The following is a 22,506-nucleotide window of genomic DNA, read 5'->3' as shown; positions in this document are numbered from 1 at the left end:
TTTTCACAACAAGACAAGTTTATCCATGCGAATTGCCCTAGGTATTGAATATGACGGCAGCCGGTATTTCGGCTGGCAGCGTCAGCGTGAAGTGATCAGCGTGCAGGCTGAACTGGAGACGGCTTTGAGCCGGATTGCCAACCACCCTGTCTCCATCCAGTGTGCCGGGCGCACCGATGCCGGTGTCCATGCGACCGGTCAGGTGATCCACTTCGATACCGAGGCGAACCGTGCCGAAGGGGCCTGGACCCTGGGGCTCAATTCCAACCTGCCGCCGGATATCGCCGTGCGCTGGGTCAAGCAGGTAGACGAGAGCTTCCACGCCCGCTTCAGCGCCACCGCCCGTCGCTACCGCTATGTCATCTACAACCACAACTACCGGCCGGCGATCCTCGGCAGTGGCGTCAGCCACTACCACGAGACCATCGATGCCGAGTTGATGCACCAGGCGGGCCAGAGCCTGCTGGGGGAGCACGACTTCAGCACCTTCCGTGCCGTCGCCTGCCAATCCAACACCCCGTGGCGCAATGTGACCCATCTGTGTGTCAGCCGCTCCGGCCCCTACATCGTGCTCGACATCAAGGCCAACGCCTTCCTGCACCATATGGTGCGCAACATCACCGGCTCCCTGCTGCTGGTGGGGCAGGGGCTCAAACCGGTGGAGTGGATTGCCGAGGTGCTGGCTGCCAAGGATCGCAATCTGGCCGGGCCGACCGCCAAGGCCGGTGGACTCTATCTGGTCGACGTGGATTACCCGGCCGAGTTTGCTCTGCCGCAGTTGCCGCTCGGCCCGCTGTGGCTGCCGGACTCGGCACCGGGTACGACCAGTTTTTAGTAACTGCGCCCGAAAAATTGTGGTTTAATGACCCGTCATTTGTTGCCATCGAGCTATTAAGTCATTGAACAATCTAGGCTCGATGCGTTTTGTCAGGCACAAAAGCATTAAGGAATTCCATGAGCTGGCTTGAGAAGATTCTTCCCAAGAGCAAGATCACTGCGCCTCGTCGTCACAACATTCCGGAAGGGGTGTGGACCAAGTGCAGTGCTTGTGAACAGGTGCTCTACCGGGCAGAGTTGGAGCGCAACCTCGAAGTGTGCCCCAAGTGTGATCATCATATGCGCATCAGCGCCCGCGCCCGTCTCGAGAGCTTCCTCGATGAGCAGGGTCGTACCGAGATCGGTGCCGAGCTGGAGCCGCAGGATGTACTGAAATTCAAGGATTCCAAGCGCTACAAGGATCGTTTGTCTGCCGCTCAGAAAGAGACGGCGGAGAAAGATGCGCTGGTGGTGATGAAAGGGACCCTCAAAGGGGTACCGGTTGTCGCCTGTTCGTTCGAATTCTCCTTCATGGGTGGCTCCATGGCCTCCGTGGTCGGTGCCCGCTTTGTGCGCGCCGTCGAGGAGTGCATCAAGGAAGGCCGTGGCCTGGTCTGCTTCTCCGCCTCTGGTGGTGCTCGCATGCAGGAAGCCCTCTTCTCCCTGATGCAGATGGCCAAGACCAGTGCTGCGCTGGACCGACTCACCAAGGCGGGCCTGCCCTATATCTCCGTGCTGACCGACCCCACCATGGGTGGCGTCTCTGCCAGTCTGGCGATGCTGGGTGACATCAACGTGGGCGAGCCCAAGGCGCTGATCGGCTTTGCCGGCCCGCGCGTTATCGAGCAGACCGTGCGCGAGAAACTGCCGGAAGGCTTCCAGCGCTCCGAGTTCCTGCTGGAAAAGGGTGCCATCGATATCATCATCGATCGCCGCGAAATGCGTAACCGTCTTGCCAGCCTGCTCGCCAAAATGCTGAATACTCACGTCATCGAAGAGTGAAGATGAGTTCAAACATGCAACAATCCCAAAGCCGGTCGCTTGTCGACTGGCTTTCTTATTTGGAGCAGATCCATCCGGTCAATATCGACATGGGGCTGGATCGGGTCGGTGCCGTTGCCCGGCGCATGGGTCTCACCCAGCTGCCGTTCAAGGTGATCATGGTGGCGGGTACCAACGGCAAGGGCTCCAGCTGTGCCATGGCGGCCAGCATTCTGATGGCCGCAGGCTACAAGGTCGGCGTCTACTCCTCGCCCCATCTGCTGCGCTTTACTGAGCGGGTGCGGGTCAACGGGCAGGAGCTGCCTGACAGCGATCACTGCGCCGCCTTTGCCGAGGTGGAAGCTGCTCGTGGCGAGATTGCCCTTACCTTCTTCGAGTTCGCCACCCTGGCCGGCTTGTGGCTCTTCTGCCGCGCCGCGCCCGATGTGCTGCTGCTGGAAGTGGGACTGGGCGGTCGGCTCGACGCCACCAATGTGGTGGAGTCCGATGTGGCGATGATCACCTCCATTGCCCTCGATCACTGCGACTGGCTGGGGGATACCCGCGAAGCAGTGGCGGTGGAGAAGGCTGGGGTCTATCGCGCTGGCAAGCCCGCCATCAGTGGCGAGCCCAATCCGCCTGCGACTATCGCGAGCGAAGCCCAGCGTCTTGGCGCCAACCTGCGTCAGGTCGGTATCGATTTTCGTGGCGATGAGCACGAGAGCGGTTGGGATTATCACGGCCTCAACCAGTGGCGGGATCTGCCAAAACCGGCGCTGCCGCTGATGAACGCGGTGACCGTGCTGGCGGCGCTGGAATCCCTCGGCTTGCCGCTGCCGGAGTCCGCCATTCGTGACGGGCTTGCCAATGCCCGGCTGGCTGGCCGGATGCAGCAGCTGCAAAGTGCGCCGCTGGTGATCGTCGATGTGGCCCATAACCCCCATTCGGCAGCCTATCTGGCAGCGCAATTGCGCAAGATGCCCTGCTCGGGTGTACGCCGCGCCGTGGTCGGCATGCTCAAAGACAAGGACATGGCGGGATCCCTTGCCGAACTCGATGGCTTGATTGGCGAGTGGTATCTGGCCAGTCTCACCGGCCCACGCGCCGCCACTGCTGCGCAACTGGCTGCGGCGCTGGGGGAGGGCAAGGGGCCTGCCAGAGAGTTTGATGATGTCAGCGCCGCTTATCAGGCTGCGTTGGCCGCATCGAGTCCGGACGATATGGTCATTGTGTTTGGTTCGTTTTACACTGTCGCCGACATTCTGGCGGGTGTCGCCGTCTAGGCCACATCCCGGCTCCCCGGCCTTCGGGCGGGGAGCCAAATCGCATATTGAGTTACGTAAAGGTAGGATTCAACTTGGCCTCGAAGTTTCAAAACCGTCTGGTGGGCACCGTCATCCTGGTGGCCCTGGTTGTTATTTTCCTGCCGGACTTGCTGGATGGTCACAAGCTGGCACAAAAGGAGGAGGCCTTTGCCAAGATCCCGCTGCGCCCCGAGCTGGAGCCTGCCAAGCCTGCGCTGCAGGTCTCGGCAGCCAGCAGCCTGCCAGCCGATCATCTGGCCAGCCAGCAACAGGCCTCTGCGGCCCAGCAGTGGCAAGTGGAAGAGGTGGCTGACCCCATGACCCTCGCCGGTCAGGGCAACGGTGCGCAGCCGGCGACAACCCCTGCCGCACCGGCACCGGTTCAGCCGCAACAGAATGCCCAACCCAAGCCACAGCCCAAGCCGGAAGTGGTGGCCAAAAAACCGGTAGAACCGCCAAAGCCAGCACCCAAGCCGACGCCAGCCAAACCGGTTGAAGTGGCCAAGGCACCCGCACCGACCAAGCCGCAGGCGGGTCAGATCAAGTCCCTCGACGATCTGATTGAAAGCAAGATGACCCAGCCGACCACTCCCGCGCCTGCTGCGGCACCGGCACAGGGTAGCTGGATCCTCCAGCTTGGCGCCTTCAAGAACGTCGACAGTGTCAACGCGCTGGTGAGCAAGCTGCGGGCGGCGGGCTACTCTGCCCACACCTCGCCGCGCACACCGGTGCAGGGTCAGCTCAACCGGGTCTTTATCGGACCGGATGTCTCCAAGGCCAAACTGCAAGGGATGCAGGGGAGGATCTCCCAGATGACCGGCCTCAGTGGCTCGGTGGTCTCTTACAATCCCTGACGGCTTGCCGTTGGCAATGGCCATCTGAAACAAACACCGTGCCCCGTGCGCGGTGTTTTTTTATCTGGCCGTCGTGATTTTTAAGGACGACGTCGTACAGGCCACCCCCCGGTTGGGATTTTCGGGCAGTTGGGGTAGTCTGAGCCCTTCTGCTACTCACAGGAGTTCAAGATGATCCTCTCGACGACCCCCACGCTGGAAGGTAAAACCATTCGTGAATACCGCGGCATCGTGGTTGGCGAAGCCATTCTCGGCGCCAACATTTTCAAGGATCTCTTTGCCGGGATCCGCGACATCATCGGCGGCCGCTCCGGCGCCTATGAAAAAGAGCTGGCCCGTGCCCGCGAGATCGCCTTCGATGAGCTGAAAGAGCGCGCAGCGGCCCTTGGTGCCAACGCAGTGGTCGGCATCGATATCGACTACGAGGTGGTGGGGCAAAATGGCAGCATGCTGATGGTCAGCATCAGTGGCACCGCCGTGGTGGTCTGATCGGACATCCGCCTCTGCATGGGCAATGAGCCGATAACCGAGTTATCGGCTTTTTTATTGCCTGTCTGATACGTGGCGGATGGCGGGATTGTCACTCAACTAATTGATTTTAAATATTTATATTTATTAATAATTCCACTGACCGGTTTTATTTTTTTTAACTGGGTAGCCCGAGAGGGTCAAGCTAGAGTGCCGCCATCAGGAACGACACCGCTCACGGACGAGGTTCTCTTCTTTTGAAGGCGTATCACTATGAATCAAAAACCTGCTCTGCTGACCCTTGTCATGTTGGCCATGACCGCCCATGCCGGCAGTGCCCTCGCGGCGCTGCCCAACTTCAGCGCCACTTGTCCCACCGATATCCGGGTCAAGTCGCAAGGGGGCAACGTCTTTATCAATGGCAAGAAGGCGACCCTGAAAACGCTGGCGCCCGCCGCCTATTCGGCCACAAACGGCAAGGTGGTCATCGGGATCACCTTCGATCTGCCCGCCAGCGAACCCACCCTGGATTACGTCATCAAACATGATCGCCGGGCTCATGGCTTTTGCACCGTGCACGCCTGGTCGGCGGGCAAGGCAGCCGCACTGCCGATGGCCAAGGGGGACTCGCCCTATCAGGGCAAGTGGACCGCCAAAAACCGCGAGACAGGTGCCACGGTGGCCAATATTCAGGTGGATGGCAAGGAGCAGGTGTGGGTCAACGGAGTCAAGGTGAAGGCCAAGCGGGCCGATGGCGCGCTGCAGTTTCGTCAGGGCACCATCCTCTACACCTTGCAGGGGGATCCGCGCATTCGCGATGAGAGCGACTGGAATGACAGCGATGTTCAGAATACCGGCCCCATCCGGCTCGAGTAACAGACACGCCGTGCCACAGCTTGGTCATTGATGCAAAAAACAGAGAGCGGCATGGCCGCTCTCTGTTTTGTTGTCTCTATTGGGTGATAGCCGTGCGGGGTTAGATGCCGTGGATGGCGTTGGCTTCCCCATACCAGTCCAGCTTGTCGGCCAGAGTGACCACGGTGCCGATGATGATGAGGCTCGGGCTCTTCACCTGACGGGCCAGTTCGGCCAACTGCTGCAACTCGCCGCGCACCACCCGCTGACTGAGCTGGGTGCCTTGCTCCACCAGCGCCACCGGGGTGTGACCGGGCATGCCGTGGGTTTGCAGCGCATCCTGAATGCGGGCGGCGTGGGCCAGCCCCATGTAGAACACCAGGGTCTGGCGGGGGGCCGCCAGCGCCGACCACTCCTGGGCGATATTGCCCTCCTTGTCGTGGCCGGTGATGAACTGCACCCGCTGGGCGTGATCGCGGTGGGTGAGGGGAATGCCGCTGTAGGCGGCGCAGCCTGAGGCTGCCGTGATGCCCGGTACCACCGAGAAGGGGATGCCCGCCTCGGCCAGGGTTTCCAGCTCCTCGCCACCCCGGCCAAAGATAAAGGGATCGCCCCCCTTGAGCCGCACCACCTGTTTGCCCAGCTGCGCTTGTTCCAGCAACAACTGGTTGATCGCCTGCTGGGGCACACAGTGGCGGCCCGCCTCCTTGCCAACAAAGATCCGCTCGGCATCCCGGCGAACAAGCGCCAACACCTCCTGCGAGACCAGCCGGTCATAGACCACTACATCCGCCTGTTGCAGCTGCTGCAAGCCGTTCAGGGTGAGCAGCCCCGCATCGCCGGGGCCGGCGCCCACCAGGGTGACGCTTCCCTTGCTCTGTAGCGGCTCATTCAATAGCTCTGTGACGCTCTGCTCGGCTGCCTGTTGCTGGCCGCGGGCCAGCTGGCATGCCAGTCGCTCATGGCTAAAGAGCCGCTCCCAGAAGCGGCGGCGGGCCAGCTTGTCCGGTATGGCCTTGACCCGCTCGCGCAGCTTGCCCGCCAGCGCCGCGAGCTGGCCGAGGTGCTGCGGCAGCAACGCTTCAAGTTTTTCCCGCAGCTGGCGGCTTAGAACCGGCGCCGCGCCTGCGCTGGAGATGGCCACCATCAGCGGCGAGCGGTCAATGATCGCGGGCATGATGGCGCTGCAGTGGGCCGGGGAGTCCACCACATTGCAGAAGATCTGGCGCAGGTTCGCCTCATGAAAGACCTGCTGGTTGACCTCTTGCTGGTTGGTGGCGGCTATCACCAGCCACTTGCCATCGAGCAGTTCGGGATGAAAGCCGGCGGCGCAGACGGTCAGGCGACCCAGCTCGGCCCAGCTCATCAGCTGGGGTTCCAGATGCGGGGCATTGATGGTGATCTTCGCCTTGGTATCGAGCAGCAGGCGCGCCTTGCGCACCGCCACCTCACCGCCGCCGACGATCAGGACCGGCTTGTTTTGCAGCTGACAGAAGAGAGGGAGAAAGTCCATAACAGGCTCCGGATGCTGGCCCGCTCGCAATGCCGCGCCGGGCGAGATAGCAGGGCACGCCGTGACGCACCCCGGATGGTCGGGGGAAAGATCCCCCGACGGGAATAAAAAAGGGGAAGGGTGATCTACGCCCGGGCCAACGACAGATCCCCACCGGTGTCGGCCACTTGATCACGCTTCCCCAAACGAGGTTTTTCCTATTGCACCGCTTTGACGTGCATGTTGGCGACGTACTGATCTTCGGCCCAGAAGATGCGGTCAGCGACCATGGCTTCCGGGTTGAGGGTGACACCGCGCAGCACCCGCTCCTTGAACTTGTGATAACCGGCCCGGTCGATAAGGTGACCCATGTGCAGGTAGATGGGTTTGCCATCCAGCATCTCGGCCTCGAACTCGAACAGGTTCTTGATCACTGCGTGCAGCACCTCTTCGGTCACCCAGTTGAGGAACAGTTTGCCGGTACGGGGGGTCTTCTTGCTGGTGCGTCCCCCCAGCTTGACCATGTAGAGCTGCTTGGGATCCCGTTGCCAGGCCAGGGTCGGGCAGGCCAGCACGCACTCGCCACAGCCGATGCACTTGCTCTCCTCTTTGACCGCCTTGCCATGCTTGATGGCGAGGCAATCCACCGCGTGGTGGCTACATGCCTTGACGCAGGCGCCGCAGCCGATGCAGCGCTCGGCATTGAAGTGGATCTTGGCGATGCCGAGGATGCCGAAGTCGGCCATGTTGGCCTTGGCGCAGTCGTTGGGGCAGCCGGCGATCACCATCTTGAGGTGATAGGGGTTGGGGTAGAGGTGTTTCTCCATCCGCTGGGCCAGCCCGGTGCAGTCGATATTGCCCTTCTGGCATATGGTATTGCCCTGACAGGCGACGATGTTGCGCCCGCCGATGGTCTGGTAACCGGCTGTGGTGTCCTCTACCTCGATGCCGCAGGTCTCCACCTCGATCTCCTTGATAAAGGGTTCGAGGGCGGCGTTGACCTTGTCCATGTCCTGATACTTGATGCCGGGCATCGCCAGCTTCTGGCGGGTGGTGAGGTGGATCAGGCCGTTGCCGTACTGTTCGGCGATCTGCTGGGCCACCGCCAGCAGGTGGGCGGGCATGATCCCGCCGGGAATGCGTACGCTGATCATCGCTTCGCCGCGCACCTTGGAGAGGCGGTATTCGTTCTTGGCGCGGGCCTTGATGATGTCGATATCGAGACTCATGGTGTTCTCCCTCAGTCGATCAGATGCTGGGCCTGGTCAAAACGAAAGACCGGTCCATCCACGCAGATATAGGTGTCGCCCATCCGGCAGTGGCCACACTTGCCCACGGCGCAGGCCATGCGGCGTTCGTAGTCGACCCAGATGCGATCCTTGGGGATGCCCCGCTCGAGGAAGGCGAGCACCACGAAGCGGATCATGATGGGGGGGCCGACCACGATCACCTGGATATCCTCCTTGTCAGCGAGATCCAGCTGGTCGATGTAGTCGGTGACCCGGCCGATGCGAAACTGCTCGCTCTCCTTGCCCTCGTCCAGGGTGACGATGAGGTTCTGCTGCTCGGCCCAGAGCGGCATCTCGTGGCGATAGAGCACCGCCTGCTCGTTCTTGAAGCCGAGGATCATGTCGAGGGACTTCACCTCTTCCGGGTGTTTGCTGAAGCGGCGCAGCAGCCCCTTGACCGGGGCGACGCCGGTACCGCCCGCCACCACGATGAGGTGCTGGTTGCGGTAGGTTTCCAGCGGGTAGCCGTTGCCGTGGACGCCGCGCATCCATACCTTGTCGCCCACATCGAGGGTAAACAGCGCATCGGTCACCTTGCCGACCTTGCGGATCAACAGATCCACATAGCCATCGCCATAGTCGGAGACCGAGATGGGCGCTTCGCCGACGGTGGGCAGGGAGATCTCCACAAACTGGCCGTAGTGGACATCAAAGTCGCGGGAGACCCGAAAGTTCCACTCCAGCTCGGTGTGGCGCTCGATGGCCAGAATGGTGTAGGCCTTGGGCAGCAGGCGGTTTTCGACCATGTCCTGCTGCGGTTCTGCTGTTGCGGTTTGCTGGCACTGGCACATATCAGTTCGCCCCCTGCGCGTTGTCGGCTGCGATGGTCTGTTCGACCACATCGGTCATCTTGTTGATGATGTTGCTAAAGGAGATGTAGTGAGGGCAGCGATCGTCGCAGCGGCCGCAGCCGACGCACATGTGCTCCTCTCCCTGACGGGCCTTGTAGTCGTTGACCTTGTGCAAGGCGCGATAACGCAGGCGCTCACCATGCTTTGCGCGAAAACCGTGGCCACCGGCCATGTCGCTGAAGCCATCCACCATGCAGCTGGCCCACTGGCGACGGCGCTCGCCCTGCTGGGGGTTCTCCGCATAGGTGAGGTCGTGCACGCTGTAGCAGCTGCAGGTCGGGCAGGAGGTGGTACAGCGGCCGCAGCCGATGCAGCGGCTGTCGTACTTGGCCCAGACCGGATGAGCGATGAGGATCTGGCGGATCCACTGCGGGTCGTCACAGACACTGTCCGGCGTGCGCACCTTGACCGGGTTGCTCTGGACAAATTCCGGGGTGAAGTCGTCGGGCTCGCCCAGCTCGGCAAAGTAGCCGAGCAGTTCGGGATCCTTCACCTCGATGCGAGCCCCCTCATCGCTCAGACGAATGGCGGCGGCGTAGTCCCGGGTCTCATTGCTGCCCATGGAGACGCAGAAGCAGTTCTCGAAGCTCTCGCGGCACTCCAGCAACACCAGCTTGAGCTTGCTGCGCAGCCGGGCGTAGTAGACGTCGCTGTTCTGGCCATTTTTCAGGTAGACCTGATCCAGCCTGCGCAGAGCGTGGATATCGCAGCTGCGCAAGAACAACAGGGTGGGCTTGGCCTCCACCTTTGATTCGCGCAGCTCCAGATTGTCGAAGTGGAACAGGGTCTGGGTGATGGGGAGCACCACCTCTTTCGGGGAGAAGTGGGACTTCTCCTGCCACACCAGATCGGCCGGATGACGGATGCTGTGGTAGGTGACGTTGTCGGTGTCGGAGAAGCGGCCGCCCCGATATTCGGCCGTGGGCGCCATGATCCGGTAATCGGGCAGCAGACGCTCGAACAGCTGCGCCAGCGCGGGATGGGTGAGAAGAAACGACATAAATAAACACCTTGTATGAGGGTGAGATGCCCTGGCATAGGGATGAGGAGCGGGCCGGTCAGGATGTCTGGCATCGGTTCTGGCCGCGCTTGCCTCGCCACGGTCTGTTTTTATGACTCATGTTGCTCAACTGACCCGATTGTTATCGTGTTGGCGGCGCGTGCGTCGCGGCAGGTCGGGTCATGCCTGTAAAGCTCTTGTCAATTGAGCAGGGCGGCCTGATAGCCTGCGCACTTGCCCATCACGTATCCCATCTCCAGTTTGTTGATATCGCGGGTAAAACGGGAAACGGGGAAGTAGTCTGCCGGGGCGATCACCTCGATCTGGCAGTCCTCCGGCGGATTGGCGATAAAATCGAGCGCCTCGTTGTAGCTGCGATCCCGCTGCTCCAGCGCCTGTGCCAGCGCGGGGCGGGTCTTGAGCAGGGTACGGATCATCCAGGGGAAGGGCATCGGCTTGAGCCGATAGCCAAGGGGCTCGGAGAGGATCACCGTCAGGTGACGGGCACCGCGGCGGTAGGCCTCGATCACCGGGATGGAGTCGGCCACCCCGCCATCTGTCATCGGCACCCCGTGCACCTCCGGGTATTCGTGGGAGGCGAGGGGAATGGCGCAGCTTGCGGGCAGCACCTCGTTCATGTTCTCCGGCTTGACCCGGATGTACTCAGCCTTGCCGGTCAGGGTATTGGTCACCACCGCATAGAAGGGGATGCCGGTCTCCCGGTAGGCGTGAATGTCGAGGGGATACTTGCGGCAGCTGGTGTTCCACAGCCAGTGGATATCCACCAGATTGCCCCCCTTGGCAAAGCGCAGGGGATCCATAAACTGCTGGCTGCACGCCAGTTTGGTCAGGATTTCGTGGCTGCGGCCATGCTGGCTGGCGAGATAAGCCAGCAAGTTGGTGGCCCCCGCCGAGACACCGATGGCGAAGTCAAAGGGGCGATAGTCATGCTCGATAAACGCATCCAGCACGCCGCTGGCAAATATGCCGCGCATGGCACCGCCTTCTACAACCAATGCGCTGGGGGATGCGTTTTTGTTCATGACAGGCACCTCATTGATAAGTCAGAGAGAAAAAGTGGGAAAGAGAACGTTCGGGCTGTCAGGCCGAGCATTCTGACAACCAACCGGGGTTGGCCATCGCAATGAGGTCATTCTAGGAAGGGGATGGTGTTTAGAATATCTGTTAATAATGAATCAAGTGTTTTGTATTTCTAAACGATGGTGATAAACCTGTTGTGATCAAAGGGGTTGTGTAGGAGTCTCAACAAGTCTGTGATGGCTGGATATTGGCAAGGATGAGTGTGTCATGACGTTATTGGTTCCCCCGCTGCTCCGACGTGGCGATACCATCGCTTTTTTCTCCCCCTCCAGCGCGGCAACCGCCTGGGCCCCCAACCGTTTTGCCCGTGCCAGGGCGTTTCTTGAGGGGCAGGGCTTTCGGCTCAAGGCGGGCAGCCTCACCGGCCAGCAGGATCACTGGCGCTCTGGCTCCATTGCCGCACGGGCCGAAGAGCTCAACGCCCTTATTCGCGACCCCGACGTGCGCTGCATCATGTCGGTGATTGGCGGCAGCAACTCCAACTCCCTGCTGCCCTACCTCGATTTTGAGGCGCTACGGCGCGATCCCAAGATCATCGTCGGCTACTCCGACGTGACGGCGCTGCTGCTCGGCATCCATGCCCAAACTGGCCTGGTTACCTTTTATGGCCCGGCGCTGGTGGCCTCATTCGGCGAGTTGCCACCGCTGGTGGACGAGACGCTGGCCAGCTTTTTACAGATTGCGTTGGCCGATGAAGCTGGCGTCCCCTGCACGCTGCCTACGCCAGCGCAGTGGAGCGATGAGCGGCTGGATTGGGAAAACCAGACCCGGGCCAAGCAGTGCAAGCCCAATCGGCTGATCTCGGTAGGCTCAGGCCGGGTTGAGGGACGGTTGATTGGCGGCAACCTCAACACCATTGCGGGGATCTGGGGCGCCCCCTATATGCCGACCATCGAGCGCGGCGACATTCTACTGTTGGAGGACGGCCTCTTATCTGCCGAGATGGTGGAGCGCTCCTTCGCCCATCTCAAGCTGTGCGGCATTTTTGATCGGATCGGCGGCCTTATTCTCGGCAAGCACGAGCTGTTTAACGATCAGGGCAGCGGCAAGCGCCCCCTCGATATCTTGCTGGAGGTGGTGGGGGAGCCGGATTTCCCCATTCTGGCGGAGTTTGATTGCGCCCATACCCACCCCATGCTGACGTTGCCGCTGGGTATCGAGGTGGCGCTCGATCTTGACAGTCAGCAGCTCACCTTGCTGCAGCCCTGGTGGCGAGCAGAATGAGTGCGAAATTAATGTCCAACAACAAGGCCGCTGATGCGGCCTTGTCTGTTTTTGTGGGGCGTGATCAGGGTAGGGCATCGGGCCGGAAGCTGGCGCGGATCTGCGGCACCAGGCTTGAAGGGTCGAATCCCTTCTCTTCCCCCAGCACCGGATGGAGCAGGGGTTTCTCTTCGATAGGGGTGATATCCCCCGCCAGTAGTTGGCGGGTGGCCTGACCCATCTGGTAGAGCTGGCGCACCGGCGCAAACTGGGTCGCCAGATTGAGGGGATCATCAGCGCGGGCAAAGGCCATCATGGGGATCTGGTAGGTGGCATCCCGCGCGGGTTTGTCACCGTGAATGCCCTTGCTGGCGGACATCAAAAACGGCTGGTGATCGCCAAAGGCCACCACCAGATAGCGCTTGCCTGACTGGTCGAGGGTCTTGAGCAGCCGCTCCAGCGAGGCCATGGCATCCACCACCCCGGTGTAGTAGGTGTTGAGCAGCTGGGTGTCGCTCTCGCTCTGGTTCGGGCAGGCGCCGCTGCGCTCCTGCCCCTGATAGCGGGGACCATCGAAGGGGCCGTGGCCCTGCATGGTGACCGCGTAGGCAAACAGCGGCTTGTCATCCTGATCGCTGCGCTTGAGCATGTGGTCGATCAGCGCGTCGTCGGAGATATAGAGCCCCTTGTGCTCAAGGGTGGTGAAGCTGGTATCGAACCAGCGCTCCTCATACCCCAGCGCCGGGATCGCCTTGGCGCGGCCCCAGAACTTCTCCACATAGGGGTGGGCAAACAGGGTCTGGTAGCCGCTCTGTCTGGCGCTCTGGGCCAGCCCCGGCACCTGCTCAGAGAGGTAGTAGTAGGGCACTACTCCCTGCTTGAGCAAGCCCACCGGCAGGCCGGTGTTCATCTCGAACTCCGCCAGCACTGTCATGCCGCCGGTGGTGGGGGAGTGGATAGTCTTGTGCCACTGCTGCACGCTGGCGGGCAGGGAGAGGGTAGGGGCAGGGGCGCAGATCCGCCCCTTCCAGTCGAGCCAGAGCGACTCATATTGCAGCACGATCACCAGATCCCAGCGCGGCGCAATGCCCTGGGGCGGATAACTCAGCTGCGGGGTCAGCTCGTTGATCTGCAAGGGGTAGCGAAACACGCTGCCGCTTTGCAGCATCTCGTCCACCAGATTGAACAGATAGAGGCCGGGGCCGGAGCGGATGATGTCTCTGTGGTAGTTGACCGCGCGATCCACGTAGCGAATGTTGGCCCCCAGCAGCTTGTTGCCGGTCTGGGTGGCAAAGACGCACAGGGCAAAGAAGGCGACGGTGGCAGCGGCAGTGCGCAGCACCCAGCGTGACAGGGCAAAGCGCCAGCAGAGAAACAGTGCCAGCAACACGGTGAAGATGGGCAGGATGGGGTGCTGGTCGAGCAGGATCCGCAGCAGCGCCAGCAGGTTGCCAAAATCATCCCCGCCGAGCGGCACGCCGTAGATGGCGATCTTCATAAAGTTGGCGAGCAGACCTATGCCAGAAAGCGCGGTAAAGACCAGCCCCATATAGAGGTTGAAGCCCGCCAGCGCGCAGAGGCTCCAGCCCAGCACCATGCTGCCCCAGGCCAGATAGTAGTGCTCCGGCCGAAAGCCTGACCAGAGCAGAAACTCCCCCAGCTTGAACACCACGAAGCCGTGCAGCAGCACGAAGGTGAGGTTGCCGAGCAGCAGGCTGCCGATGATCCGCCAGCGCAGGCTGCGGCGCAGCTTTGGCAGCACCGTTTTGAGCACGGCGGCGCTCAGGGTCAGCACCAGCGTCAGGCTCACCACCAGATAGGTGAGGTTGAAGCCCTGCTCCGGCAGGGTTTGCAGGATCTGGCTGAAGTCGCCGCTCTCGGGGCGATCCTTGAGCAGCAGACCGATGCGCAGCTGATAACGGCTGGCCAGCGCGTCATCCGGGGCGCGCAGGGTACTGTTGAGATCCAGCGAGCAGCGGTTATTGCGGCATACCTGACGTTTATCCACCGCTTGACTGAGCTGGTCGATCCGCTCCCCCTTGTCGTTGAGCAGCTCCACTCGCACCTTGTCCCCCGCTTGCAGCGGCCCTCGCAACTGCCACTGGCTGCGCACCACCAGATAGAGGCCGCGGCTGTCGCTTTTATAGAGCAGGGCGTGGCGGGTGAGGGTAGCCAGCGGATTGTCGGCGGGGCCCAGCACCAGCGGCTGGGCACGGCCCAGCCAACTGCCGGGATTGATCAGCGGCAACAACAGGGTCAGCAGCAGCAATCCGCCCAGCAGGGCAAGCAGCAGAGAGGGCAGACTCAGGACGCGGGGGCGGCCTGAGGAGGGGCGATTCATATAAGCTCATCCTTTGAGCGAGTGAGGGAGAGATCGTTCATCCGCATAGAGTTTGACCCGATGGTGCGGGCCTTGTTTCAGCTTGTCAATTTAATGACCACTTAATGAATATTTGGTTACAGCTCAACCTTGCAAATTGTGATCCCGATCGAGGGGTTGTTCGGAATATGTGATGAAAGCGTCATCATGGGGTTTTGCCACTGGCTTGGGAGGGAGCTGCTGTTTAGTCTCTCGATAGCGACTGGAGGTACATGTATGAATCCCAAAGTGATGGCACGTCAGGCCAGATTGCTGCGCATGCTGGAGAGCAAGGAAGAGATCCGGATCGGACGCGAGCGCGACTGCCCGCTGCCGCTGGCCCAACTGGTCAAGCTGAAGGATAGCCATCCGGCTGTGGTCAAGGTCTATCGCCACGGTCTCACCGCCGAGGTGTTTCACCTCAAGGTGGAGGGGCATCACTGGTGCCTCAAGCGGCGCCGTCAGGATTCACTGGTGGCCAACCTCGATGGCAAGACCGCCTTTCTGACCGAGCTGGAGCGGCGGCGAGAAATCGAGGCGCTGCGCGAGTTGCATCCTACTGTCCTCTCCCACGTGGTCTGCACCAGCTTTGGCTCGGCGCGAGCCGGGGTGCTGGTCTCCCCCTGGTTGCGGGGCGTGCCGGTCCATCAGCTCAACGAACGCAATCTGGCCCAGATGCTGGAGGTGCAGGGTGAGCTGGCCCGCTGGGGCTGGTTTGACTGGGACCCGAGCCCGGGCAACCTGCTCGATGACGGCGAGCAGATCTGCGTGTTCGACTTTGGCTATATGTGGACCTTCGATCCCCGCTTTGAATACAACTCCAATGGTCTGGTCGACCCGCAGTTCCATGTACCGGAGCGGTTGGAGACCCGCACCCTCTCGGGGCTTTGGCTCGATGAGGCCGATCCTCTGCCGCAATTTCGCTACTGGCGCGAGCTTTGTCTGAAATGGGTGAAACGGGAGATCCACCACCTGATCCGCGAAGGAGCCAGCGCGCCAGTGCTGGCCCGCCTGCACGCCCTGCAGGGGGAGTGGAGCGCCGCGCTGGCGAGCGACGAGGCGCTGGTCGCCAACTGGTGGCGGGACATGTATCGCAGCCACCGGCTCGATGTGGCCGATGATCTGAGCGGCCAGAGTTGCGGCCCGCTCACCCTGCGTCGCCTCGACTGGTTGATGCAGGCGGTAACGGATCACTATCCGCTGCTGGTGGACAATCTCTCGCCTCAGGAGACTGAGTTGGGCCAGACCGGGCTGCTGGCCCGCTTGCAGCAGCTGCGCCGGGAAGCCGTCGCCTGCCAGTTGCCTGCCACCAGCCTTGCCTGAGCCAACACATCTGCGAAATACAAATGAACAGGGCGCCTTGCTGGCGCCCTGTTGCATGGTCTGGTTCGCCTCGCGGTGAGGGTCAGTCCAGCAGCTCCTGATGGAGGCGGTTGACGATATTGCCCGCCTCGCTCTCCTTGACCAGGAAGCAGAGGTTGTGGGCGCTGGCGCCGTAGCAGATCATCCGGATGTTGTGCTCGCGCAGGGCGTCAAAGACCTGACTACCGACCCCGTTCACTTCGCTCATCCGGTTGCCGATGAGCGCCACCAGTGCCAGACCGGTTTCCACCTCCACCTTGCAAAGCTGGCCCAGCTCGGCCAGTACCTTGTCGCTCAGGATCGGCTCGCCGTTACTCTGGCTGCCGGTGTGATCCAGCGTCAGCGACACGCTCACTTCCGAGGTAGTGATGAGATCGACCGAGATGCGGTGACGGGCCAGAATGCCGAACACTTCGGCCAGGAAGCCGTAGGCGTGGAACATGTTGAGGCTGTGCAGGGTCACCAGCACCTGCTGGCGGCGCAGGGCGACGGCGCGAAACAGCGGGCTTGAATCTGTGCTGGCACGGATCCAGGTACCACCGGCGGCAGGATCCTTGGCGGAGCCGACAAACACCGGAATATTCTGGCGCACCGCCGGTTGCAGGGTGGCGGGGTGCAGCACCTTGGCGCCGAAAGTGGCCATCTCGGCTGCTTCGACAAAGCTGATTTCGGGAATGGGGCGGGCGCGGGTGACGAGGCGCGGATCCGTGGTGTAGATGCCGGGCACATCGGTCCAGATCTCGATACTGGCGGCATCGAGCGCTTCGGCGAGCAGGGCCGCGCTGTAGTCAGAGCCGCCGCGCCCCAGCGTGGTGGTGCGGCCATCGCCATCGGCACCGATAAAGCCCTGGGTGATGATCAGGCTGTCGCCAAGCTGCGGGCCCAGCGTCTGCTGGCAGAGGGTACGGGTGGTGGCCAGATCGACGGTGGCCTTGCCAAAGCGGCTGTCGGTGCGCATCAGCTGGCGCACATCCTGCCAGTGGGCCTTGACGCCGCGCTGGCGCAGCAGTTCGGTAAAGAGGCAGGTAGACATCAGCTCGCCGCAGGCGATGAGGCGATCGGCCAGCTCCGCATCGGTATGTTGGTGGGCTTGCTGGGCCATGAGGCGAATTTCGTCCAGCTGGCCATGAATGAGGGCGCTCACATCAACAGGGTTGCCGAGATCGGTCAGAATGGCCTGCTGGATCCCGGCCAGTTTGGCCAGCTGCTCGTCGCGGCCCGCTTCGTCCAGCTCCCCTTGTGCCAGGGCGACCAGCAGGTTGGTGACACCGGCGCTGGCACTCAGTACCACCACCCGGGTGGCGGGATTGGCCAGCACGATATCGGCGCAGTGATTCATGGCCGGGAAGTTGGCGACACTGGTTCCGCCAAACTTGGCGACATTGATCGGGCTCATTGCTTACTCCTGTCTTATTTTAAGATTCCGGTTCCATCGGGCAAAAAAGAGAGGAGGAGGCTGAAAATGGCAGGAATGAACGAAGCTATCCCGGCCAGAAGCACTCCACCTGCAGAGCCCATCCCGTACCGCCCCTGACAGGGCGCGGTGGGGGATGATCACTACCGATGACAACCCGGGGGATTCAGCCCCCGCAGCCGACGTTGAGGTCACCAGTCTCCTCACTCGTCTCGGCGCTGCTCCCCCTGACCCAAGTTCACCGGACGCTGGCGTCCTCCCTTGGGCTGCCTGGGCAGCGCTCCTCTTCTGGCTCCACCAGGGCGGTGGAGTGCATTTAGAAATACCCTGCGTTGGATTGCACTGTCAATCGAGTTTGTGAAAAAGTTCAAATTGTCGGCTAACTCAACACAGAATCAATGGCTTAGGCAATTGTCTTTGACAAAACCTTGGAACGGCGCTGCCAGTTGTAGAGACGCTGGCGCGCCACCGGCAGATCTTCCACTTCCAGCGGATCGAATCCCCGCTCCCGGAACCAGTGGATGGAGCGGGTGGTGAGCACGAACAGGCGACGGATCCCGAGCCGTTTGGCCCGCTCGGCCACCTTGGCCACCAGCTGATCCCCCCGGTTGGAGTTGCGATAGTCGGGGTGGATGGCGACGCAGGCCATCTCCGCCATCGCCTCTTCCATAAAGCAGTAGAGGGCCGCGCAGCCGATGATGAGGCCATCGCGCTCGATGATGGTGAACTTGTCGATCTCCATCTCCAGCTGCTCGCGGGAGCGGCGCACCAGAATGCCTTCCTCCTCCAGCGGACGAATGAGATCGAGAATGCCGCCGATATCTTCGATGGTAGCGGCGCGGGCCTGCTCGGCACTTTCCCGCACTATCTGGGTGCCGAGACCGTCGCGGCTGAACAGCTCCTGCAGCATGGCGCCGTCATCCTGATAGCTCACCAGATGGGAGCGGGGCACCCCGCCACGGCAGGAGGCAATGGCCGCGCGCAGATAACGGGCGGTGCCGGACATCTCTTCGCCAGCCTGCTCCAGCTCTACCAGCAGCTCTTCGGCCTGTTCGGGGAAGAGCTCGGAGATGGCTTCGCCGCGTCTGTCCATTACCCCCTGGGTGCTGCTAAAGCAGATAAGCTTGTCCGCCTTGAGATCGACCGCCACCCGGCGGGCCACCTCTTCGGAGCTCAGGTTAAAGCTCTCGCCGGTGACCGAGCAGCCGATGGGGGAGATGAGCACCAGACTCTTCTGGTCGAGCTGGCGGGTGATCCCCTCCACGTCGATGCGGCGCACCCGGCCGCTGTGGCAAAAGTCGATGCCATCATCCACCCCCAGTGGCTGGGCAGTGACGAAGTTGCCGCTCACCACGCTGATCCGCGCCCCCTGCATGGGGGTGTTGGCGAGCCCCATGGAGAGCTGGGCGGTGATGTCGTATTGCAGGCCGCCACACACTTGCTTGATGATGGTAAAACTCTCGTCATCGGTGACCCGGATCCGCTTGTGATACTGGGCCTCGATACCGGCGCGGGCCAGCGCTTCATCGTTTTGCGGACGTGAACCAAACACCAGCACCAGGCGTATGCCCAGTGTCTGCAGCAGGGCGATATCGCTGACGATATTGGCGAAGTTGGGGTGGCAGATGGCTTCTCCCCCCATCATCAGCACAAAGGTGGCACCCCGATGCACATTGACATAGGGGGTGGATTGCCGGAAGGCATTGACCAGACTGGGTTCGCGTTCACGCACTTGATATTTCTTCCATAAAAAAACAGCGATTGGCTCAATATATGAAAATTAATTCACAAATCAAGACTAAATATTGATTTTGGCCGTTTCTGGTCTACGATGGGCGGCTTGGCCGTGCGGATCGGGAAAGAGTGACGGACGGTGCAGATAGCCGTTGGAGCGAGCGGGGAGGGGCCCGCCGGTTGATCCGGCGCGATAAACTGCTATCTTCGATGCTCCTTTTCGTCAGCTGTGTGATTTCACAGGGTTTTATACAAGGACAGAATTCATGGAACAGATTATTTCACCGGCAGATGCCCTGCCGGGACGACGCGAAGCGATGGTGATTGGTCAGCAGCATGCGGTGAATGGCAACCCGACCCAGGGCCCCTGGCCACAAGGGATGGCGGTGGCCTGGTTTGGCATGGGCTGTTTCTGGGGCGTTGAGCGCCTGTTCTGGCAGCAGCCGGGCGTCTACTCCACCGCGGCAGGTTATCAGGGCGGCGTGACCCAGAATCCCACCTACAAAGAGGTGTGCAGCGGGCTGACCGGCCATGCCGAGACGGTGCAGGTGGTGTTTGATCCGGCGTTGATCAGCTACGGCGATCTGCTCAGACTGTTCTGGGAACAGCACGATCCGGCGCAGGGGATGCGTCAGGGTGGGGACATTGGCACCCAGTATCGCTCGGTGATCTTCTATGGCGACGAGAGCCAGCAGATCATTGCCCAGCAGAGCATGGCGGCCTATCAGCAGGCGATGGCGGCAAGCGGCGACAGTCGTGCCATTACCACCCGCATTTTGCCGCTGGCGCCCTTCTACTACGCCGAGGATTACCATCAGCAATATCTGGAGAAAAATCCGGATGGTTACTGCGGATTGGGTGGCATTGGAGTCTGTTTGCCACCCAGCCTGAACCGCTGAACAGGTTTGTAGTCGATTTCTTAATAAAAGTGAAAATAAATGGTCGGAGGAGGGAACTTATTGCGACCAGTCGGGACTAACTAGGTAGCGTCCAGGGATCGGATGCAAAGTCCAGACACATTTCTTGCCTTGATAACCGCCTGATGAATGAACGCACTGGCGGGTTGAAAATGATAGCAAGCAGGGCTGCCCACCAAGGCGGCCCTTTTCCTTATCTGCTGTTCTGAAATCTTGCGTTGGGCGGGAGGGCCGGACGGCAGATCAGCCGATGGCGCTATCGAACAGGTTCTTGATGAGATCGATAAACTCGATGAGGAAGGTTTTCTGTTCCGGGGTCGGGGCGCGCAGCCAGACGGCAGAGAGCACCTCTTCCAGATCGGCGACCACGGCGTCGGCCTCCTGCATGATGGCGAAACGTACCTTGGGATCGAGCTGGGGGTTTTGCTCGCAAATGGCCATCAGGTTGCTGGCAACACGGCCACTGACCAGATCTTCGATGGTCTCTTCACCATCGTTCTGCTGCTGGGATTCAAACAATCCCAAACTCTCCACCAGATACTCGATCAGCGAGATATAGCCTTCACTTTCTACCACCATGGTTGCTGCCTCAATACAGTAACAATACGAAAATTAAGCGTATTTTAGTGGCTTGCCCTAGCTTGGCAAGCAGCAGTGCAGGCGATGGCGAGTAAAACTGACTCCGCCCCGCTCCACGCACTCCAGCCCGGTCAACGTAAAGCCATGTCGTAAAAATAGCTCATAACTGAAGGCGCTGGCCTCGGTGGTGATGAGGTTCATACCGAGCCCTCTGGCCCCCGCGAGCGCCGTGGTGAGCAGCAGATTGCCCAGTCCCTGGCGCTGATGGTCGGCGCTCACATAGAGCAGACTGAGGTGGCCATCGGGGCTCAGAGTGACAAAACCGAGGGGCACATTTGCCTGCTCCGCCACCCAACCGTGATGTTCGCGCAGCTGGCTGACAAAGCCCGGATGTTGTGAACCGAGGGCCCACTGCTCCACCTGTTCGGCGCTGTAGTGCTCGGGGCCGCTGCGTCGCACCGCCTGCTCAAACAGGCTCACGAGGGCGGGGATATGTGCCTCGCCAAGGGGGACAATACAAAGTGCTGGACTAAGTGCTGGCGTCATAAGGTTGGGTCGTCAGTGGGGGAGAGGGGGCGCGGCGCCTGTGGCCGTTTGGCTTTGGGCAGACCTGCGACAACCCGCTCGTAGGAGTGGTGCACCCAGCCCTGCCACAGATCATCCGGCAAGGTGCTGTTCAGGGTCACTGTGTTCCAGTGTTGCTTGTTCATATGCCAACCCGGTTTGACCTCGGGGTGGATCTCGCGCAGCAGCAACGCCAGTTCTGGCTCGCATTTGAGGTTGATGGTGAGCGGATCGGCCTGCCAATCCACCAGCGCAAACATCTTGCCCGCGATGCGGTAGACCAGGATCTCCGGGCCAAACGGGGTATCTTCGGTGGCGCCCGGCAGGGTCAGCAGAAAGTGGCGCAAACGGGTCAAATCCATGGTGGGTTCTCGCGCAAGGGGTGATCCGGGTCATGTCAGGCGCATATCTATCGGCGGGCCTGTTCTGTTAATATGCGCGCAGCCGAGTATACCCCCCATCACCAAGGGAGCCTATTGGATGTTGTATCACAAGACTTTCGAACTGGGTCCCGAGCGGGATTGGGTGGTGTTTGTCCACGGCGCCGGTGGCAGCTCCTCCATCTGGTTCAAGCAGCTGCGCGCCTATCGCGAACACTTCAACGTGCTGCTGCTGGACTTGCGCGGCCACGGCCAGTCCCACCAGTTGCAACAGGTGGTCAAGGGCCACTACAGCTTTCGGGAAGTGACCGAAGATATCGTTCGGCTGCTCGATCATCTCGATATCCGCCGCGCCCACTTTGTCGGCATCTCCCTTGGCACCATCCTTATTCGCCATCTGGCCGAGCTCTGCCCGGAGCGGGTCAAGAGCATGGTACTGGGAGGCGCCATCCTGCGGCTAGATATCCGCTCGCGGGTGCTGGTGCAACTGGGCCGACTTGGCCAGCACTTCCTGCCCTATATGTGGCTCTACCGGCTGTTTGCCTTCATCATCATGCCGCGCCAGCACCATCAGGAGTCGCGCAACCTCTTTGTGCGCGAGGCCCGCAAGCTCTGCCAGAAAGAGTTCAAACGCTGGTTCCGCCTCGCCACCGAGGTTAACCCGCTGATGCGCTATTTCCGCGAACGCTCCCTGCCCATTCCCACCCTCTATGTGATGGGGGAGGAAGATCATATGTTTCTGGCGCCAGTGCGCGAACAGGTGGCCCGCGATGCCAGCTCCTCGCTGGCGGTCATTGAGCAGTGCGGCCATGTCTGCAATGTGGAGCAGCCGGAGCAGTTTAATCGCCGTACCCTGGCGTTTATTCAATCGCTGGGGGGCGGGAGGAAGTAATCAGTTATCCATTCAGTTTTTTGACGTCTGTATAATAGTAAAAAAGACTACTGCCAGTTAATCACTGGCAGTGGAGAGCATGGTTCAATTT

21 protein-coding genes and 1 riboswitch are annotated in these 22,506 nt (G+C 61.1%); of the genes, 10 read left to right on the top strand and 11 right to left on the bottom strand.

Going from position 1 to position 22,506, the window contains the following annotated elements; all coding sequences use genetic code 11:
* Positions 1 to 25 precede the first annotated feature (25 nt).
* The 6 genes from truA to ACTG2W_RS04100 all read left to right on the top strand — a co-directional run bounded on the left by truA (position 26) and on the right by ACTG2W_RS04100 (position 5,299).
* Positions 26 to 835 (top strand): tRNA pseudouridine(38-40) synthase TruA, encoded by an 810-nt coding sequence (gene truA / locus ACTG2W_RS04125; protein WP_040066446.1) that lies wholly within the window; start codon positions 26 to 28, stop codon positions 833 to 835.
* Positions 836 to 954: 119 nt separating this feature from the next.
* A complete protein-coding gene (accD, locus tag ACTG2W_RS04120) occupies positions 955 to 1,818 on the top strand; it encodes an acetyl-CoA carboxylase, carboxyltransferase subunit beta (RefSeq protein WP_005333765.1) in 864 nt (287 codons plus the stop codon).
* 2 nt (positions 1,819 to 1,820) lie between these two features.
* Positions 1,821 to 3,080 (top strand): bifunctional tetrahydrofolate synthase/dihydrofolate synthase, encoded by a 1,260-nt coding sequence (folC, locus tag ACTG2W_RS04115; protein ID WP_181281585.1) that lies wholly within the window; start codon positions 1,821 to 1,823, stop codon positions 3,078 to 3,080.
* A 74-nt stretch (positions 3,081 to 3,154) separates the two neighbouring features.
* Positions 3,155 to 3,955, top strand: coding sequence for a cell division protein DedD (gene dedD, locus ACTG2W_RS04110; protein ID WP_040066443.1), 801 nt, complete (start codon positions 3,155 to 3,157; stop codon positions 3,953 to 3,955).
* A gap of 171 nt (positions 3,956 to 4,126) precedes the next feature.
* Positions 4,127 to 4,444 (top strand): heavy metal-binding domain-containing protein, encoded by a 318-nt coding sequence (locus ACTG2W_RS04105; RefSeq protein ID WP_005333757.1) that lies wholly within the window; start codon positions 4,127 to 4,129, stop codon positions 4,442 to 4,444.
* Between the two features lie 252 nt (positions 4,445 to 4,696).
* Entirely contained in the window at positions 4,697 to 5,299 is a 603-nt protein-coding gene (locus ACTG2W_RS04100; RefSeq protein ID WP_106842962.1) for a hypothetical protein, read from the top strand.
* A 100-nt stretch (positions 5,300 to 5,399) separates the two neighbouring features.
* On the opposite strand, the gene cysG is transcribed toward ACTG2W_RS04100, so the two are convergent.
* The 5 genes from cysG to ACTG2W_RS04075 all read right to left on the bottom strand — a co-directional run bounded on the left by cysG (position 5,400) and on the right by ACTG2W_RS04075 (position 10,953).
* Positions 5,400 to 6,791, bottom strand: coding sequence for a siroheme synthase CysG (gene cysG / locus ACTG2W_RS04095; RefSeq protein WP_106842961.1), 1,392 nt, complete (start codon positions 6,789 to 6,791; stop codon positions 5,400 to 5,402).
* A 197-nt stretch (positions 6,792 to 6,988) separates the two neighbouring features.
* Positions 6,989 to 7,999 (bottom strand): sulfite reductase subunit C, encoded by a 1,011-nt coding sequence (gene asrC / locus ACTG2W_RS04090; protein WP_040066440.1) that lies wholly within the window; start codon positions 7,997 to 7,999, stop codon positions 6,989 to 6,991.
* Positions 8,000 to 8,010: 11 nt separating this feature from the next.
* Positions 8,011 to 8,850 carry an anaerobic sulfite reductase subunit AsrB gene (gene asrB, locus ACTG2W_RS04085; RefSeq protein ID WP_106842960.1) on the bottom strand — a complete coding sequence of 280 codons (840 nt, stop codon included), beginning with the start codon at positions 8,848 to 8,850 and terminating at the stop codon, positions 8,011 to 8,013.
* Between the two features lies 1 nt (position 8,851).
* The gene (asrA, locus tag ACTG2W_RS04080) at positions 8,852 to 9,910 is read right to left on the bottom strand and encodes an anaerobic sulfite reductase subunit AsrA (protein ID WP_106842959.1); all 1,059 of its coding nucleotides are present in this window, start codon (positions 9,908 to 9,910) and stop codon (positions 8,852 to 8,854) included.
* Between the two features lie 200 nt (positions 9,911 to 10,110).
* The gene (locus tag ACTG2W_RS04075) at positions 10,111 to 10,953 is read right to left on the bottom strand and encodes a patatin-like phospholipase family protein (protein WP_005333746.1); all 843 of its coding nucleotides are present in this window, start codon (positions 10,951 to 10,953) and stop codon (positions 10,111 to 10,113) included.
* Between the two features lie 265 nt (positions 10,954 to 11,218).
* Between ACTG2W_RS04075 and ACTG2W_RS04070 the strand changes: the two genes are divergently transcribed.
* Positions 11,219 to 12,235, top strand: coding sequence for a S66 family peptidase (locus tag ACTG2W_RS04070; RefSeq protein WP_106842958.1), 1,017 nt, complete (start codon positions 11,219 to 11,221; stop codon positions 12,233 to 12,235).
* Positions 12,236 to 12,299: 64 nt separating this feature from the next.
* Here ACTG2W_RS04070 and ACTG2W_RS04065 read toward each other — a convergent pair whose 3' ends face one another.
* Positions 12,300 to 14,555 (bottom strand): LTA synthase family protein, encoded by a 2,256-nt coding sequence (locus ACTG2W_RS04065; protein WP_440016065.1) that lies wholly within the window; start codon positions 14,553 to 14,555, stop codon positions 12,300 to 12,302.
* A gap of 255 nt (positions 14,556 to 14,810) precedes the next feature.
* Between ACTG2W_RS04065 and ACTG2W_RS04060 the strand changes: the two genes are divergently transcribed.
* Positions 14,811 to 15,896 carry a hypothetical protein gene (locus tag ACTG2W_RS04060; protein ID WP_005333743.1) on the top strand — a complete coding sequence of 362 codons (1,086 nt, stop codon included), beginning with the start codon at positions 14,811 to 14,813 and terminating at the stop codon, positions 15,894 to 15,896.
* An 82-nt stretch (positions 15,897 to 15,978) separates the two neighbouring features.
* On the opposite strand, the gene lysC is transcribed toward ACTG2W_RS04060, so the two are convergent.
* Positions 15,979 to 17,331 (bottom strand): lysine-sensitive aspartokinase 3, encoded by a 1,353-nt coding sequence (gene lysC / locus ACTG2W_RS04055; RefSeq protein WP_440016064.1) that lies wholly within the window; start codon positions 17,329 to 17,331, stop codon positions 15,979 to 15,981.
* 90 nt (positions 17,332 to 17,421) lie between these two features.
* Positions 17,422 to 17,645, bottom strand: a riboswitch (Lysine riboswitch).
* A gap of 107 nt (positions 17,646 to 17,752) precedes the next feature.
* Positions 17,753 to 19,081, bottom strand: coding sequence for an amino-acid N-acetyltransferase (argA, locus tag ACTG2W_RS04050; protein ID WP_005345063.1), 1,329 nt, complete (start codon positions 19,079 to 19,081; stop codon positions 17,753 to 17,755).
* 268 nt (positions 19,082 to 19,349) lie between these two features.
* Here argA and msrA point away from each other — a divergent pair, with 268 nt between their 5' ends.
* Positions 19,350 to 19,982: a peptide-methionine (S)-S-oxide reductase MsrA gene (gene msrA / locus ACTG2W_RS04045; protein ID WP_440016063.1), complete on the top strand. Its 633-nt coding sequence runs from the start codon at positions 19,350 to 19,352 to the stop codon at positions 19,980 to 19,982.
* A gap of 261 nt (positions 19,983 to 20,243) precedes the next feature.
* Here msrA and ACTG2W_RS04040 read toward each other — a convergent pair whose 3' ends face one another.
* The 3 genes from ACTG2W_RS04040 to ACTG2W_RS04030 are packed head-to-tail and all read right to left on the bottom strand — an operon-like array spanning position 20,244 to position 21,505.
* A complete protein-coding gene (locus ACTG2W_RS04040) occupies positions 20,244 to 20,579 on the bottom strand; it encodes a DUF3802 family protein (RefSeq protein WP_005333735.1) in 336 nt (111 codons plus the stop codon).
* 57 nt (positions 20,580 to 20,636) lie between these two features.
* Complete coding sequence (locus ACTG2W_RS04035) at positions 20,637 to 21,125, bottom strand: GNAT family N-acetyltransferase (RefSeq protein WP_317113522.1); 489 nt, start codon at positions 21,123 to 21,125, stop codon at positions 20,637 to 20,639.
* The gene (locus ACTG2W_RS04030) at positions 21,122 to 21,505 is read right to left on the bottom strand and encodes an MmcQ/YjbR family DNA-binding protein (protein WP_279505077.1); all 384 of its coding nucleotides are present in this window, start codon (positions 21,503 to 21,505) and stop codon (positions 21,122 to 21,124) included. The genes ACTG2W_RS04035 and ACTG2W_RS04030 overlap by 4 nt, the downstream gene beginning before the upstream one ends.
* Before the next feature lie 118 nt (positions 21,506 to 21,623).
* Between ACTG2W_RS04030 and ACTG2W_RS04025 the strand changes: the two genes are divergently transcribed.
* Positions 21,624 to 22,415 carry an alpha/beta fold hydrolase gene (locus tag ACTG2W_RS04025; RefSeq protein WP_005333728.1) on the top strand — a complete coding sequence of 264 codons (792 nt, stop codon included), beginning with the start codon at positions 21,624 to 21,626 and terminating at the stop codon, positions 22,413 to 22,415.
* Positions 22,416 to 22,506: the final 91 nt, after the last annotated feature.

The organism is Aeromonas sp. 96A (assembly GCF_051919165.1).
Lineage (GTDB): Bacteria > Pseudomonadota > Gammaproteobacteria > Enterobacterales > Aeromonadaceae > Aeromonas > Aeromonas veronii.
This window is presented reverse-complemented; position numbering and strand designations above follow the sequence as displayed.

Bases quoted from the DNA above. Each gene is read 5' to 3' on its own strand.
- truA (WP_040066446.1), top strand. From the start codon at position 26: ATGCGAATTGCCCTAGGTATTGAATATGACGGCAGCCGGTATTTCGGC.
- accD (WP_005333765.1), top strand. From the start codon at position 955: ATGAGCTGGCTTGAGAAGATTCTTCCCAAGAGCAAGATCACTGCGCCT.
- folC (WP_181281585.1), top strand. From the start codon at position 1,821: ATGAGTTCAAACATGCAACAATCCCAAAGCCGGTCGCTTGTCGACTGG.
- ACTG2W_RS04105 (WP_005333757.1), top strand. From the start codon at position 4,127: ATGATCCTCTCGACGACCCCCACGCTGGAAGGTAAAACCATTCGTGAA.
- ACTG2W_RS04100 (WP_106842962.1), top strand. From the start codon at position 4,697: ATGAATCAAAAACCTGCTCTGCTGACCCTTGTCATGTTGGCCATGACC.
- cysG (WP_106842961.1), bottom strand. From the start codon at position 6,791: ATGGACTTTCTCCCTCTCTTCTGTCAGCTGCAAAACAAGCCGGTCCTG.
- asrC (WP_040066440.1), bottom strand. From the start codon at position 7,999: ATGAGTCTCGATATCGACATCATCAAGGCCCGCGCCAAGAACGAATAC.
- asrB (WP_106842960.1), bottom strand. From the start codon at position 8,850: ATGTGCCAGTGCCAGCAAACCGCAACAGCAGAACCGCAGCAGGACATG.
- asrA (WP_106842959.1), bottom strand. From the start codon at position 9,910: ATGTCGTTTCTTCTCACCCATCCCGCGCTGGCGCAGCTGTTCGAGCGT.
- ACTG2W_RS04075 (WP_005333746.1), bottom strand. From the start codon at position 10,953: ATGAACAAAAACGCATCCCCCAGCGCATTGGTTGTAGAAGGCGGTGCC.
- ACTG2W_RS04070 (WP_106842958.1), top strand. From the start codon at position 11,219: ATGACGTTATTGGTTCCCCCGCTGCTCCGACGTGGCGATACCATCGCT.
- ACTG2W_RS04065 (WP_440016065.1), bottom strand. From the start codon at position 14,555: ATGAATCGCCCCTCCTCAGGCCGCCCCCGCGTCCTGAGTCTGCCCTCT.
- ACTG2W_RS04060 (WP_005333743.1), top strand. From the start codon at position 14,811: ATGAATCCCAAAGTGATGGCACGTCAGGCCAGATTGCTGCGCATGCTG.
- lysC (WP_440016064.1), bottom strand. From the start codon at position 17,331: ATGAGCCCGATCAATGTCGCCAAGTTTGGCGGAACCAGTGTCGCCAAC.
- msrA (WP_440016063.1), top strand. From the start codon at position 19,350: ATGGAACAGATTATTTCACCGGCAGATGCCCTGCCGGGACGACGCGAA.
- ACTG2W_RS04040 (WP_005333735.1), bottom strand. From the start codon at position 20,579: ATGGTGGTAGAAAGTGAAGGCTATATCTCGCTGATCGAGTATCTGGTG.
- ACTG2W_RS04035 (WP_317113522.1), bottom strand. From the start codon at position 21,125: ATGACGCCAGCACTTAGTCCAGCACTTTGTATTGTCCCCCTTGGCGAG.
- ACTG2W_RS04030 (WP_279505077.1), bottom strand. From the start codon at position 21,505: ATGGATTTGACCCGTTTGCGCCACTTTCTGCTGACCCTGCCGGGCGCC.
- ACTG2W_RS04025 (WP_005333728.1), top strand. From the start codon at position 21,624: ATGTTGTATCACAAGACTTTCGAACTGGGTCCCGAGCGGGATTGGGTG.